Source organism: Xanthobacter sp. DMC47 (assembly GCF_056313845.1).
Map to the genome: position 1 here is coordinate 1,425,054 of NZ_JBQUZM010000004.1, position 14,060 is coordinate 1,439,113.

16 protein-coding genes are annotated in these 14,060 nt (G+C 64.0%); 7 read left to right on the forward strand and 9 right to left on the reverse strand.

Features of this window, described 5'->3' with window-relative positions; translation table 11 throughout:
• Window positions 1-381: 381 nt before the first annotated feature.
• Entirely contained in the window at window positions 382-1,839 is a 1,458-nt protein-coding gene (chrA, locus tag ACT54R_RS18450) for a chromate efflux transporter (protein ID WP_476328700.1), read from the reverse strand.
• Window positions 1,840-1,870: 31 nt separating this feature from the next.
• The gene (locus ACT54R_RS18455; protein WP_332116997.1) at window positions 1,871-2,863 is read right to left on the reverse strand and encodes a chromate resistance protein ChrB domain-containing protein; all 993 of its coding nucleotides are present in this window, start codon (window positions 2,861-2,863) and stop codon (window positions 1,871-1,873) included.
• A gap of 93 nt (window positions 2,864-2,956) precedes the next feature.
• Between ACT54R_RS18455 and ACT54R_RS18460 the strand changes: the two genes are divergently transcribed.
• The 6 genes from ACT54R_RS18460 (at window position 2,957) to ACT54R_RS18485 (ending at window position 7,244) form a co-directional block, all read left to right on the forward strand.
• Window positions 2,957-3,928 (forward strand): Fe-Mn family superoxide dismutase, encoded by a 972-nt coding sequence (locus ACT54R_RS18460; RefSeq protein ID WP_332116996.1) that lies wholly within the window; start codon window positions 2,957-2,959, stop codon window positions 3,926-3,928.
• A gap of 38 nt (window positions 3,929-3,966) precedes the next feature.
• A complete protein-coding gene (locus tag ACT54R_RS18465) occupies window positions 3,967-4,623 on the forward strand; it encodes a hypothetical protein (RefSeq protein WP_332116995.1) in 657 nt (218 codons plus the stop codon).
• Window positions 4,620-5,036, forward strand: a complete 417-nt coding sequence (locus ACT54R_RS18470; protein ID WP_476328703.1) for a hypothetical protein — start codon at window positions 4,620-4,622, stop codon at window positions 5,034-5,036. The genes ACT54R_RS18465 and ACT54R_RS18470 overlap by 4 nt, the downstream gene beginning before the upstream one ends.
• A 107-nt stretch (window positions 5,037-5,143) precedes the next feature.
• Window positions 5,144-5,530, forward strand: coding sequence for a hypothetical protein (locus tag ACT54R_RS18475; protein ID WP_332116993.1), 387 nt, complete (start codon window positions 5,144-5,146; stop codon window positions 5,528-5,530).
• Window positions 5,531-5,552: 22 nt separating this feature from the next.
• On the forward strand, window positions 5,553-5,999 hold the full coding sequence (locus ACT54R_RS18480) for a chromate resistance protein ChrB domain-containing protein (RefSeq protein ID WP_332116992.1): 447 nt from the start codon (window positions 5,553-5,555) through the stop codon (window positions 5,997-5,999).
• Between the two features lie 15 nt (window positions 6,000-6,014).
• A complete protein-coding gene (locus ACT54R_RS18485; RefSeq protein WP_332116991.1) occupies window positions 6,015-7,244 on the forward strand; it encodes an MFS transporter in 1,230 nt (409 codons plus the stop codon).
• 9 nt (window positions 7,245-7,253) lie between these two features.
• Here ACT54R_RS18485 and ACT54R_RS18490 read toward each other — a convergent pair whose 3' ends face one another.
• Both ACT54R_RS18490 and ACT54R_RS18495 read right to left on the reverse strand, forming a co-directional pair.
• Window positions 7,254-8,591 carry a hemolysin family protein gene (locus ACT54R_RS18490; RefSeq protein WP_332116990.1) on the reverse strand — a complete coding sequence of 446 codons (1,338 nt, stop codon included), beginning with the start codon at window positions 8,589-8,591 and terminating at the stop codon, window positions 7,254-7,256.
• Between the two features lie 326 nt (window positions 8,592-8,917).
• Complete coding sequence (locus ACT54R_RS18495; protein ID WP_332116989.1) at window positions 8,918-9,871, reverse strand: helix-turn-helix transcriptional regulator; 954 nt, start codon at window positions 9,869-9,871, stop codon at window positions 8,918-8,920.
• Window positions 9,872-10,098: 227 nt separating this feature from the next.
• Here ACT54R_RS18495 and ACT54R_RS18500 point away from each other — a divergent pair, with 227 nt between their 5' ends.
• Window positions 10,099-10,947, forward strand: a complete 849-nt coding sequence (locus tag ACT54R_RS18500) for a sulfite exporter TauE/SafE family protein (protein ID WP_332116988.1) — start codon at window positions 10,099-10,101, stop codon at window positions 10,945-10,947.
• A gap of 110 nt (window positions 10,948-11,057) precedes the next feature.
• Here ACT54R_RS18500 and ACT54R_RS18505 read toward each other — a convergent pair whose 3' ends face one another.
• The 5 genes from ACT54R_RS18505 to ACT54R_RS18525 form a co-directional block, all read right to left on the reverse strand.
• Entirely contained in the window at window positions 11,058-11,765 is a 708-nt protein-coding gene (locus tag ACT54R_RS18505; protein ID WP_332116987.1) for a HoxN/HupN/NixA family nickel/cobalt transporter, read from the reverse strand.
• 46 nt (window positions 11,766-11,811) lie between these two features.
• Window positions 11,812-12,246, reverse strand: a complete 435-nt coding sequence (locus tag ACT54R_RS18510; RefSeq protein ID WP_332117004.1) for a YqaA family protein — start codon at window positions 12,244-12,246, stop codon at window positions 11,812-11,814.
• 131 nt (window positions 12,247-12,377) lie between these two features.
• Entirely contained in the window at window positions 12,378-12,629 is a 252-nt protein-coding gene (locus ACT54R_RS18515; RefSeq protein WP_332116986.1) for a hypothetical protein, read from the reverse strand.
• A gap of 500 nt (window positions 12,630-13,129) precedes the next feature.
• On the reverse strand, window positions 13,130-13,567 hold the full coding sequence (locus ACT54R_RS18520) for a hypothetical protein (RefSeq protein WP_332116985.1): 438 nt from the start codon (window positions 13,565-13,567) through the stop codon (window positions 13,130-13,132).
• A gap of 54 nt (window positions 13,568-13,621) precedes the next feature.
• Window positions 13,622-13,999 carry a hypothetical protein gene (locus ACT54R_RS18525; RefSeq protein ID WP_332116984.1) on the reverse strand — a complete coding sequence of 126 codons (378 nt, stop codon included), beginning with the start codon at window positions 13,997-13,999 and terminating at the stop codon, window positions 13,622-13,624.
• Window positions 14,000-14,060 lie beyond the last annotated feature (61 nt).

The following is a 14,060-nucleotide window of genomic DNA, read 5'->3' on the forward strand; positions in this document are numbered from 1 at the left end:
TAACTCTCAAAATAATCAATAGTTTATAGCGATGCCGCCGAGAGGCGGTTTTGCCGTTTTCGGCTTGGTGACCACTTGGTGACCACCGATGTGGGAGTGTCCACCATCTCTCCCCCTGTGGAGAACTGCGCGCCTCTATCTCGAAACGAGGTGGCTCGCAACCTCACACAGTTAATACCGCCTGTCATTGCAATCAAACCGGCCGCCAATCCCGCTGTCGGCGACTCTCGGCCCTACGAGTTCATCTGCAAATGCTGAACAAACGAGCCGGATCGATTCAGGCTCAGTCCCATCCATCAAATGCCAGCACTGAACACCTAAAGGCTCCAATAGTCGACGAATTGCGGGCTGGCGGCGCTCGCCGGCCGCCAATCCCCAACGTCATGCCAACCCGGCCACGAGCCCGTAGATCAACCCCAGCGCCGAGCAGCCCGCGAGCACCGTCAGCACTCCAAGATGGAAGCGGAAGACGGCGATGATGGCGGTCAGCGCGAGGAGCAGGGATGCAGGCCGGATCGAAGAGAGCACTGGCACGTCCAGGCTCAGCCCAAGCGCATCCAGAGTGGTCATCTCCCGGAACAGCACGTGCATGGCGAACCATACCGAAAGATTGAGGATCACACCGACGACGGCGGCGGTAATCGCAGAGAGCGCTGCCGACAGCGCCTTGTTGTTGCGCATGTTCTCCATGAACGGCGCACCGAGAAGAATCCACAAAAAACAGGGAACGAACGTCACCCAGGTCGTCAGCAATCCCCCCAGCGTGCCGGCGAGCAGAGGGCTCAATGCCCCCGGTGAGCGATAAGCGCCGAGGAAGCCGACGAACTGCGTCACCATGATCAACGGGCCGGGGGTTGTTTCAGCCAAGCCGAGACCATCAAGCATTTCGCCAGGCTTCAGCCAACCATAGTGCTCGACCCCTTGCTGAGCGACGTAGGAAAGAACCGCATAGGCGCCGCCGAAGGTGACCATCGCCAGTTTGGAAAAGAAGATGGAAATGTCGGTGAAAACATTTCCTGGCCCGAGGAACACCAGCAGCACGAGGACCGGCCCGCCCCAGACCAGGGCTCCGACCGCGGCGACCTTGAACGACCAAGAATGAGGAGGACGAGCATGGTCGGGAACTCCTTCGCCGAGCGCGGTGTCGATGTCCGCGACCTGTTTGCCGCTGAATTTGCGGTGGCTCCCGCCGACGAGAAACGCCTTCCATCCGGCCCGCCCGCCGACATAGCCGATCAAACCTGCCCCGAAAACCACGAGGGGGAACGGTGTCTGGAAAACGGTCAAGGCAATGAAGGCTACCGCCGCAAGTCCGATCAGGACATTGTTCTGGAGAGAGCGCCCACCAATGCGAATAACGGCTTCGAGAACGATCGCCAGCACCGCGGCTTTCAGTCCAAAGAAGAGGGCCTGAATGGTGCCCACATTGCCAAAAATCACATAGATCCAGCTCAGCGCCATGATGGCAATCGCGCCCGGCAGCACGAACAGGATTCCGGCGACAAGGCCGCCCTTGGTCTTGTGCAGGAGCCAGCCGATATAGATGGCGAGCTGTTGTGCCTCTGGCCCCGGCAAAAGCGTGCAGTAGTTCAGTGTGTGCAGAAAACGCGTGTCGCCGATCCAGCGCTTCTCCTCGACGAGGATCCGGTGCATCACCGCGATCTGCCCCGCCGGCCCCCCGAAGCTGAGGGCAGCCACTCGTGCCCAGACGCGGCAGGCCTCGCCGAAGGAGATGCCGTGCCCCGCAGGGGCGGTCTGAGGGGGTGCTTCGTTGCGTCCCTGGCCCGGCACAGCTGGGCTCAGGGCCGACGCCGGAGCGGCGCCGTCCAGATTGGCCATGATGTCTCTCCCTGGGTCTGCGCGCTTGCCGCTAGGGGCGCCGGGCGCGGAAATAGTCGTAGAGCGTGTCGAATACTCCAGCGCCCTTGACGAGGCGCAGAGCGTCATCCGGCTCGCTCAGGGCGATGCCGGCGATGAGGCTCGAGATGCCGCCGGCCTCCTCGCGGCCGAACTTGCCGTCCTTGAGATCAATGTCGTGGACGATCTCTCCGACCGACTGCAAAGCGGGATCAGCAAGGCCGGTGCGGCCGAGCAGCACCTCGAAGCTGCAGCGGTCCCCCTCATGGGTGATCTCGCCCTCGAACATGTCGAAGCGCAGCTCTCCAGGCTTCGGCACATAGCCCTTGCCGGGAACGAAACGGATCTGGGCATCTGGATCGATGAAGCGCCGGATCAGCCAGCCGCAGGCGATGCGGTCCACATGCACGTCGCGCCGCGTCACCCACACATGCCTCTTAAGGGCGGCGAGAGGATCGGGATCGGCTGGGACGATGGCAGACGGGGGTGCCATGGGTGTGTCCTCCGCGGTTCGGGCCTCAAGGGCAGCGATGAGGCCTTCAGCGACGATGCGGCCGGTAGAGCCAAAAAAATCGATGGTGGCGATGTCGACGATCCGCCGTCGCAGGCGGCCGGTCTGGGTGCGCGCCTCGGCCCGCTTCTCGGCCCCGGCGTCCGCATCGAGCGCGGCGGCGATGCCGCGCGCCTCTTCCGAGATCGCGCTGTAGTCCGTGTCCCGCGCCGCGTCGAACAGGGCCCTCACCTGGGCGTCGGTCAGGCCGTCCACGAGCCTCGCCTCGCAGACCATCGCCTCACCGCCACCGGCCGCGATCTCCTTCACGAGCCACTGGAAATCCTCCTGCGTCTCAGCCGATGCCGGCAGCGCATACACCGAGCTCTTCACCGCCACGGCGCCGATGCCCTGCAGCCGCCGCCAGATCTTCACGCGGAAGTAGGCCGGCTTGGTCGGGAGCTGGTGGATCAGCAGCAGCCAAAGCTGCCCGGAAGGGGTCTCATCATCGCTCATGAGAAAATCGTATCATCTAAAATTGAAAATGCAACACTTGTATCATAACATATTCGGACGTAGCCTTCATCTCGTGCCCTGAGCGAGGACGCCATGCACCGGATCCAGCCATTGCCGTTCAAGCCGCCCCGCCTCGACGGGCTCTCCGAGCGGCTGTTGGCGAGCCACTACGAGAACAATTACGGCGGCGCCGTCCGGCGCCTGAATGCCATCGAGCGCCGCCTCGGCGAGTTGGACTGGGGTACAGCTCCGGTCTTCGATATCAACGGCTTAAAGCGAGAGGAGCTCGTCGCGGCCAATTCGGCGATCCTGCACGAGATCTATTTCGACGGGCTCGGCGGTTCGGGGGATGCGGCCGGTGATCTCGCCGCGGCCCTGGAGCGGGACTTCGGCAGCGTCGCCAGCTGGCGTGCCAAATTCACGGCTTGCGCCAAGGCCCAGGCGGGCGGTTCGGGCTGGACCTTGCTCGCCTGGTCGGAGCGCCACCAGCGCCTCATGATCCAATGGGCGGCAGACCACACGAACTGCCTCGCCGGCAGCGTGCCGGTCCTGGCGCTCGACATGTACGAGCACGCCTACCAACTCGATTTCGGGGCCAAGGCGGGGGCGTATGTGGACGCCTTCATGAGGAACATCCATTGGGAGCGGGTCGGTGCGCGCTTCCGGCGCCTGGCCGAGCGGCGATCCGAGGTGCCGTGGATCGAGCCAGCGGCGGGCGACGACGGCGTTGCTCCCGAGGACCTGCTCGGCCGCCTCGATCGGCGGGAAGATCTCCTCGTGCTCGATGTCTGCCTCGCCGAGGATCTACCGAAGCGTAGCGACATGCTGCCAGGCGCGCTTCTGCATGTGTCGGAGACGATAGCCGACTGGGCCGACGCCCTGCCCAGGGACAAGCCGATCGTCGTCTATTGCCTCTACGGCTTCCAGGTCAGCGGGGATGCCGTTGCCGAACTCCGCCGCCGTGGCCTCGATGCGCGCATGCTCCGCGGCGGGATCGCCGCCTGGCACGCCATCGGCGGGCCGACCGTCCCCTTCACTCGCGGCGACGGGAGGAGCGCGTCATGAAATGGACCACCCACGTGCCCATGCCGAAGGAAGGGCCCGTGACCCTGCGCACAGTGATCGCATCGGCACTAGCGCTTGCCGCGGTGACTGGCCCGGCTTCCGCCGAGACGATCACCTTCGCCGGCGCGCAGCCTGACGCTCTCCCCCAGGCATTCGTCTCCGCGCTGACGGGGAGTGGCATGCCCGGCCGCTGGGCCGTGGTCGAGGACGCCTCGGCCGAAGGCAACCGGGCCTTGGCCCAGTTGAGCGAGGACAGGACTGACAACCGCTTCCCCCTGGCCATCTACACGCCGACCTTTCCGGGCGATCTCGAGGTCCGCATCCGCTTCAAGGCGGTTTCCGGAGCCGTCGATCGGGCCGGCGGCGTGGCGCTCCGGCTCCAGGATGCCCGGAACTATTATCTCGCCCGGGCCAACGCGCTCGAGGACAATGTGCGCTTCTACCGTGTGACGGATGGCTGGCGCGAGGAACTGGCGGGGGCGAACGTCAAGGTCACGGCCGGCGCGTGGCATACCCTGTCACTTTGGGCGCAGGGGAGCCGGTTCATCGTCTCCTTCGACGGCACGGTGCTGATCGACGCGCGGGACGAGACCTTCTCGACGCCAGGTCAGGTTGCCCTGTGGACCAAGGCGGACAGCGTGACCCGCTTCGACCGGATCGAGATCATGCCGCTGGCCGATGGAGCGAAGCCATGAGGGGGCAGAGTGGATCTCGTGTCGAGAGCCCCCGGGCCCCAATTCCGGCGTGGGCCGCCACTGCCGGGCTCCTACTGGCCCTCTTCGTCGGCATGGGCCCGTCCTATGCCGGCGATGCCTTCCGGCAGCTCAAAGGGGCGCGGATCCGGACCGCGTTCTCCGGAATGGAGTTCACCGACGAGGTGCACTGGGTCGATCTTTATCGCCGCGACGGAACGCTTTCCTCGGCTTCGATGGGGCTGAAACGCACGGGGCGCTGGCGGCTCGATGGGGACAGCCTCTGTCTCGAATGGAAGGATGAGGAGACGCGCTGCTACGAGGTCTGGATTTCAGGCAAGTCGGTACAGCTTCGCCAGCCTGGTCACCCTGTGATTGACGAAGGCATCCTCCGCCCGCCCGCCGGACAACACTGACCGGTTCGTACTGGGTGGGTGAATCTCGCCTCTCGCAATGGCATCCGGCGCCGGCGCCGTGTGCCGGCACCACTACTGCCCTTTTGGGCTCGATCAGGAAACGCATCATGAAATGGCCGGCTTCCGCGCTGGCGATCACTGGCACCGTGGTCGTGATTACACTGGCTCATGGATCGGCCGCACATGCGCAGGCCGACTTCAAGCTGCTGGCCGAGAAGGACATTCGAGCCCGGGTCGTCGGTAAGGACATCACCGATTCCTCGCATTGGGCAAGCTATCTCCGCCCGGATGGCAAGCTCCTGAGCGATGAAATGGGTCGCACGTGGAGCGGGGTCTGGGAAATCCGGAAAGGCAGGCTCTGCATGTCGAATCCGACCAGTGCCACGCTTGATTGCTACGAAGTCTGGATGTCCGGCCCAACGATCCGGCTCCGAGGAGACAAGGGGGAAGAAACCCTCGACGCCGTCGTGGAGAGGCATCAAAGCCGCGATTGAAGCATCCAATAGGAGACTGCCCATGAAATGGATCACCCGCGCCCGTCCGGTCATCGACCGCATCGCCTGCCCCTGGCTCATCGCGCGCTTCATCGACGCGGCGCCGGAATTCCTGTTCGCGCCGCCTGAGGATGTGATCCGCAAGGCCGAGGAGACCGGCGCGACGCCGTTCGACCTGCCCGGCGTCGCCTTCGGCCATGCGGGGGACAAGTGCAGCTTCGATGCCTTCGTCGCAAAGTACGGGCTCGATCGTGACCCGGCCATCGTTGCCCTCGCCGACATCGTGCGCGGCGCCGACACCGGCCGGCCGGACCTGACGCCCCAGTCGGCGGGCCTGCTCGCCATCTCCAAGGGCCTGCGCGAGGTGACGCCGGACGACCACGACCTCTTGAAGCGTGGTTTCGTCATCTACGACGCGCTCTATGCCTGGGCCGGCGGAAAGAGCGCGACGTATCCGGCTGCGGCCTGAAGAGGAATTGGTGCGGTGCCCCGAGCCCTGAACAATCCGGCGGCCGAGGATGAAGGCCTGTTCTCTCCCGTCTCGTCGCTCTATGCCGCGCGGGCGCTCCGGGATTTCGGCGACGGCTTCGTCGCCGTTCTCCTGCCGGTCTATCTCTCGGCGCTCGGGCTCGGCGCATTCGAGATCGGCGTGGTGGCGACCGCTGCGCTGTTCGGCTCGGCGCTGATGACATTCGCCATCGGCTTTCTTGGCCATCGCATCGACCGGCGCACGCTGCTGATCGCCGCGTCGGGGCTCATGGTGACGACGGGGCTCGCCTTCACCCAGTCGGCAAGCTACGGGGCCGCGCTGCAGGTGGCCTTCTGCGGCACCATCAATCCGTCGTCCGGCTCGGTCAGCATCTTCGTGCCCATCGAGCACGCAACGCTGTCCCATCTGGTGGTGGACAAGGCGCGGACCTCGGCCTTCGCGCGCTACAGCCTCGTGGGGGCCCTTGCCGCCGCGGTGGGCGCGCTGGCGGCCATGAGCCCGGACCTGATGGCGCAGTTCGGCCTCTCGCGCCTCGGCGCACTGCGAGCCATGTTCGCGCTCTATGCGCTGCTGGGCGTGGCCGGCGGCCTCTTTTATGCCCGCATCCCGCGCGCACCCGCCACCGAAGACAGGCCTGCCGCGGCGCTCGGTCCGTCGCGTGGTATCATCTACCGGCTGGCGGCATTGTTCTCCATCGATGCGTTTGCTGGCGGGCTGGCGGTGCAATCGCTGCTCGCGCTCTGGCTGTTCACGCGCTTCGGCCTGTCGCTCGCCGAGGCGGGCACGTTCTTCTTCGTCTCCGGCGTGCTGTCCGCCTTTTCCTTCCCGGTGGCGGCGTGGCTTGCCCGTCGCATCGGGCTCGTGAACACCATGGTGTTCACCCATATTCCCTCCAGCCTATGTCTGATCCTGGCCGCAGTGGTGCCAAGCCTCGAGGTGGCGCTCGGCCTGCTGCTGGTGCGCTCCGCTCTGTCGCAGATGGATGTTCCGACCCGCTCGTCCTACGTGATGGCGGTGGTAACACCACCCGAGCGTCCGGCCGCCGCCAGCATCACCTCGGTGCCGCGCAGCCTTGCGGCGGCCCTAAGCCCCGCGCTGGCCGGCGCCCTGTTCGCCGCCGGCCATGAGGCATGGCCATTCATCCTCTGTGGGGTGCTGAAAATCCTCTACGATTTCGCTCTGCTCTGGGCCTTCCGGCACATCAGGCCGCCGGAAGAGCAGTAGCAGCGCAGGCTAGACGCCTGGCAGAGCGATCCGCTGTGCGAGCAGCTTGTCGATCCGCCGGCCGTCCATGTCGACGATCTCGAAGCGCCAGCCCTCATGCTCGAACTGTTCTCCGGTCTCAGGCAGGTGCCCGAGGCGCGCCAGGGCGAAACCGGCGATGGTGTGGAAGTCACCAGCCCCGGCGTGCGAGCGGAAGCCGAGGCGCTCAAAAGCCTCGTGGGCGGGCATCATGCCGTCGATCAGAAGGGAGCCATCGTCCCGCGCGATGATGTCCGGCTCCTCATCCTCGGTAGCCGGAAGATCGCCGGCGATCGCCTCCAGGAGGTCGGTCTGGGTGACGATGCCGTCGAGGCCGCCATATTCGTCGATGATGAGGGCGAGACGGACCGGCGCCGTCTTGAACTGCTCCAGCACACGAAAGATAGGCGTCCCCTCCTGGACCACCACCGGCTCCCGCATGGCCGCCAGCGGGTCGAGCGGCTTGCCATCCAGCACCTGGTCGAGGAGATCCTTCTTCAGGATCATGCCAAGCGGCTCGTCTACGTCTCCCCGCCCCACCAGCAACTGCTCGTGCCGGCAGGCGCGGATGGTGCTCAGGATTTCGTCCTGCGGGTCGTCGGCGTCGATCCATTCCACGTCGCGGCGCGGCGTCATGATGTCCCCAATGGGGCGGTTGCCGATGGTCAGGACGCGTTCGACCACCTCCTGCTGGGCGTGCTGGAGCAGGCCCGCCTCCTGGCTCGCCGCCACCAGCAGCTTCAGCTCTTCAGGGGAATGGAGGGAATCTTCACCCGTCCCAGGACGCAGGCCCGCCAGCCTCAGGACGAGATTGCCGAGGCCGTTGAGAGTGACGATGGCCGGGCGCAGCATGAACAGAAACAGGCCCAGCGGTCGCACCACCCATAGCGCTGTACCCTCGCTGCGCTGGAGCGCGAGGCTCTTTGGCGCCAGCTCGCCGAGCACGATGTGCAGCGTGGTGATGATGATGAAGGAGATGACCACGGCGACGGCATGGGAGCCGGCGGTGGCGAGCGCGCCCGGCAGTGCGTCGAGCAGCGGCGCGATCAGGTGGGCGATTGCCGGCTCGCCGATCCAGCCGAGGGCGAGGGAAGAGATGGTGATGCCGAGCTGGGTCGCAGCCAGATTGGCGTCGAGATTGTCCACCGCCCGTTGCAGGGCCGAGGCGTTCATCCGCCCGGCGGCGACGAGTTCAGCCACCCGGCTGCGGCGAACGGCGACGAGGGAAAATTCAGCCGCGACGAAAAATCCATTGGCGGCCACGAGAACAAGCACCGACACGATCCCTAGGATATCGGCCAAGCTACTACTGCCATCCCTGCTGGGCATGGTCTCCTCTCGAGTTGGCAGCGCGAACCGCGCGCCGCTGGCATGAAAAAGGCGGCAACCCCGAGGATGCCGCCGCGACGAGAATGCCGCTGGGAGCACCGGCGGCATGACTTCCATGATAATGGCTCCGGACGCCCAGGGATAGACCACCGAGGCTTTCGTCCCGGCTGGTGGAGTGGACACGGCCCCTCCCTGCTCTCGCTGTCGGAAGGTTCTCCGAGGATGCCGCGAAAGGATTGGCAACCGCGTTTCGCGTCCTCATCGAGGGCGAAGGAAGGCCCGCTCGTGGACCCGGAACTTCGGGGGGAGCAGCGACGGCTTCGGCCTCACGTCTCGGCAACGATCTTGCCAATGTCGGTGATGTCGTACCCACCGATGCTCTTGAATTCGTTCTGGAACCGCTCCGAGCGCAGGATCTTGAGCATGGTCGCCACCTCCGGCGTGTCGAGCTGCTCTTTCCTGACCACGAGGTCGTAGCGTTCCCTCTTTAACGGGATGAAATCGACGTTCTCCACCTGGCGGGCGACCTTCTCCATGCCCACCGCCACGTCGGCGTCGCCGCGCCCAACCGCGCTAGCCACGGCGAGGTGGGACTGGTTCTCGTTGTCGTAGCCCTTGATCCGGCTGCCGTAGAGACCGTCGAGCTTGAGGTTCTCGTCGAGCAGCACCCGTGATCCCGCGCCCTTCTCGCGGTTGATCAGGGTGATGTCCCCGCGCGCGAGGTCCTGCCACGTTTGGATGGCCTTCGGGTTGCCTTTGGCGACATAGAGACCCTGCATGCGGTAGGTGACGTTGACGATCGCGCAGCGGATGCCCGGTAGCAGGGCGCGGACATAAGGCACGTTGTAGTCGTCGCCGGCGCTGTCCCATAAATGTGCGCTCGCCACTGAAACCTTGCCGTAATAGAGCGAGACGAGGCTGTCGTAGCTGCCGATATAGGCCCTGAGCGCCATGACGCCGTGCAGGCGCATGAAATTGGACAGGATGTCGAGGATGAGGTCCTGGCCGCAGATGATGAAGCCGTCTCCGGCCCGGCGCTCCGCCGAGAGGTCGAAATACCGGTTCTCGTCGAATGCCGGGCGGCCTATCGGCTCGGGGGAGCGCGCGGCGGTGCCGGAGCGCTCGATATAGTCGCGCACATGGGCCTCGGTGAAGCGGATCTTGCGGCCGACTTTGTAGAAGCCAATCCCGCCATTCTTGATCAAGGCGTAGATGCCGCTGCGGCTGACATTGAGCCGCTCGGCCACGTCCTCGACCGTCAAAGCATTGCGCGTGTCCATGGGAATGTCCCGCATATCACTTCATATCATTTCGTCCAGTTTAGTACAAAGATGCGCTCATGAGCCATCGCCTGGATTGCATTGCCTTGGCAAACGCATCGATATTCGCAACATCTGACACCGAAGGCCAAATCATTGCCCATTCATCATTCATTTTAGTTCATTTTCATATCAGTTCGTGCCTGACGACGGCTTCGGCCGGACGCTCATGGCCCGGAGGCTCGTCCATGTCCCATCAATCTATTCCGCTGCCACCGGATCGTGCGGACGCCGGCAACGTGCTGGGTTCCGCCCCCGGCCCCCGGCCAGTGCCGGCCTTCACCGGCGGCGCGGCCATCGGGATGCTCGGCGGCCTCATCGGCCTTGGCGGCGCGGAGTTCCGCCTGCCGCTGCTCATCGGCCCCTTCCGCTTCCGCGCGCTCGAAGCCGTCATCCTGAACAAGGCCATGAGCCTGATCGTCGTCGCCTCGGCGCTCCCGTTCCGCGCCGCCGCGGTGCCGTTCGGAGCGATTGCGGACAATTGGGCGATCGTCGTCAATCTGCTGGCAGGCAGCCTGCTCGGCGCCTGGCTCGGCGCCGGTTGGGCGATGCGCCTCAGCTCCCGTACTCTCTACCGGGTACTGGCGGTGCTGCTGGTGCTGATCGCTGTCGCGCTCCTCTTCGGGCACGGATCAACCACGGCGTCTGCGTTGCTTTCGGGACCCTGGCTGATCGTCGCCGGAGTGGTGGCGGGATTCGCCATCGGAGTGGTCGCCTCGCTCATGGGCGTCGCCGGTGGCGAACTGCTGATCCCGACGCTGGTGCTTCTCTTCGGCGCCGACATCAAGCTCGCGGGCAGCCTGTCGCTGGCGGTGAGCTTGCCCACCATGCTCGTCGGCTTCACCCGCTACAGCCGCGACAGCGCGTTCGCCACGGTCGCGCGAAACAAGGTGTTCGTGGCCGTGATGGCAGTCGGCTCCATCGTGGGGACCTTCATCGGCGGGCATCTCCTCGGCCTCGTTCCCGACCAGGTGCTGCTCCCCATCCTGGCGCTGATCCTCGTCGTCTCGTCGGTGAAAGTGTGGCGGCACGGATGAAGCTCTTTGGGCGGAACCTGCGGACCCATGGGTTCATGCCGGACAACCGTCATTTTCGAGGGCCGCCCTGAGCCAACTCGTGGGCATCCCCATCAACCCTCAGTCCCGCTCTATGAACGGACGAGAGGCCAGAGGCCGAGCAGGATCACCGCAAGGGCCGCCCCAACCTCGAGGATGTGCCCGGTCCGGGCCCGCAGCACTTCGGTCCGCGCCAACAGCGGCATGAGCCGGGTGCGCAGCAGCACCGCCAGCAACGGGAACGACGCCACGGTGACGATCATGCCGACAGCGAAGGTGCCGGAGAGGACAAGGCCCGACACCAGCACGCCATGGGCCAGCGCATAGGTCATGATGAAGGTAGTGAGGGGGCATGGCACGAGGCCTGTGACGAAGGCGAGCGCCGGGCCGGACCGGTCGTGATCATGCGAGTGCGGCCGCACGGCGCGCCACAGCAGCCACAGGCCCACCAGGACGATCAGCATCTGGCTGGCCTGCTCCAGCATGGGCGCGCGGCCGGCACCGCCGATGGTGTTCCGCAGCACGGCGAACCCGCCGAGCACCAGAAGCACGGCCGAGCCCACATGGGTGAGGATGAGAACCGCGCTTGCACCGAGTGCGCCCAGGATGCGTCCGTCGCCGGCATAATGAGAAGCAAGCACCGCCTTGCCATGGCCAGGCAGGAGCGCGTGCAACATGCCGAAGCCGAAGGCGGCGCCGATGAGCGCCGGCAATCCGCCAATGCCCACGGTGCGCAAAGCGTTCAGCGCGTCAAGGGCGCCGCCATAGAGCCAGCGCTGCAAATCGAGAAGTGTTCCCATCAGAAGGAGCCTTGCCAGCCCGTGATGGCTGTCTCGTGACAACGTCTCATGCGAGTTGAAGTGTGAGTATGGCCAACACGAGATAGCGCCCGATCTTGGCGACGCCGACGAGGAGAAGGAACATCGGTAGGGGCTCTCGCAGCACGCCAGCAACCACGGTCAGGGGGTCCCCAATGATCGGCGCCCAGCTGAAAAGCAGTGACCACTTTCCGAAGCAGCCATACCAGCGCTGGGCCCGCGCGAACGCCGCCTCGCTCACCGGGAACCATCGCCGCCCCCGGAAGCGCTCGATCCCCCGGCCGAGCAGCCAGTTGATCACCGATCCAAGCACGTTGCCTGCGCTCGCGGTGGCAAGCAGCGGTAGGGGAGCGTAGCCAGCAATCAGAAAGCTCGCGAGCAGCGTTTCCGACTGCATAGGCAGAATGGTCGCAGCCGTGAGCGCAACAAAAAAGAGCGAGGCATAAACGGTAAAATCCACCATGGGGACGATGATTGGCGCAGCAGTTTCGGTGTTTTCCATGAACGGACGGGCGGCAGAAAGTGATTTCGCCGCCCGCGGATTTGTCACAGGATCGGGCTCCGATTGAACGAGCCGGTCCGCTTTAAATCACCTTAGCCGCGCGTGCCCGCGTGGCCATGGGCTTCGGAATGATGGGCCGCATGGGGTGCAGCCGTGACCGCGGGGCTCGGAACCCGAGATTCGAACTCCCCGCTGAAGATCTTGCCGCCAGGATAGTTCTCCGTCTGCACATGATAGAACTCGTGACGCTCTTTTTCGCGGTCACTTATCGTCGAGGGGTAGGTGTCTGCCTGCGCGGTGAATGACACGAAGGCAGCGGCACACACGATAGCAAAGCGTTTCATGTTCATCTCATTTCGTTTGATTGAAGGTATGGGAGGTGAACGCGCTCATGTACCGGGGTGGCGGAGTTGGTGTCTCAGACTGCCACGTCTTAGGCGCCCACCAGCGGGATGCCCAATCCTCACCCGCGCGGGGGAAATCCGAAGTCCATGTCGATGCAGGCAGCAACGTGTGAATGCAATGGCAGGCGATGCCTGCGCGCGGGTCCTCCTCTGGCTCCTCGTCGGCTTCTGCGCTGGTGGACAGCCAGGAGGACACCTGCACAGAGAATTTAGCCTCGGGGCCGGCGGATCCGGCACTTGCCAGCATAGACAGCAAACCCGCCGCCATCAGAACTATCAGCCAGCCGTGCAAGGCCACAGACCAGCCGTCCCGTCCTGGCTTTTTATCCCTCCTTCTTGCCAGCATTTCTGCATGTCCTCGATTTGCATATTCACATATTTTATAGATTAATTGATATTTCATTCCTATATATGTGTCGTATTTCTATTATTAAACAATATTACATTGGCGCTTTCGCTGAGGCAATCATACCCATCAGCATATCGTGTCGCTCATCGTGAAATCTAACATACGCCATCACGTCATTTGGGATGGACTGCGTGCACCATGCTGAAATGAGTTGCTTTTCGCGCTCCCGATCAGCTTGGTAAAATCGTCTGATTGCCATGAGTGCACCCGCCCTCGCAGCGTCTGCCGAGCGTTGGACGACAAGACCCGCTTCCTCTGGCGGCAGACCATCGATAATTTTTTCTCTAATGTGCTGCGCGAATTGAGATATGTCGCCCTGCTTTCCCGTTGTTATTCGCAGAATTTCGGGGTTGAACTGGGCGCAATAGATCGTGAGATTTTGAGCCACGAAGGCTCTTGTCAAGATGCGGACCAGAGTCTCATCATTTGCCGCCAAAGACTGATCCGCGCTGAACGTGATGAGCATCATAGCGCAGAAGTGCTTCCATCGTGGCGATATGCGGATAACTGACATGGTGGCACCTCAGCTTCCGTTCCACAGGCGCATGCATTGATCGAACCGAATATTGCAATGCGTAATTTCATGCGGCCTAACTCGGCGATTTTGATCGTAGCAGTCGCTACGCGTCTTGAAGCAAGAACGCTGATGCTCCGCCTCATTGCTGTGCGAGCAAAGTATATCGAGTGGCCTGGAGCGGGTGGGCGTCGCAGCCGCGGGCGACGGATCGGCGGGATGCGTAACCCCCCGCTGCACGTCGCGAAAGACATGGCGTTGCCGCTCGCGGTAGCCCTTAGGCATGATCCCATCGGCAAACGAGACGGGAACCATGGTGACCCACACCGTGGCGGCGAGACCCGTGATGCACAGCATCTTCCGACAATTCGAATAAAACGTCTGCATGGCAGATCCTTTCCATGGGGCTTGGAGAGCGGCCTTCTCCCGCATACGACACGGGAGAAGG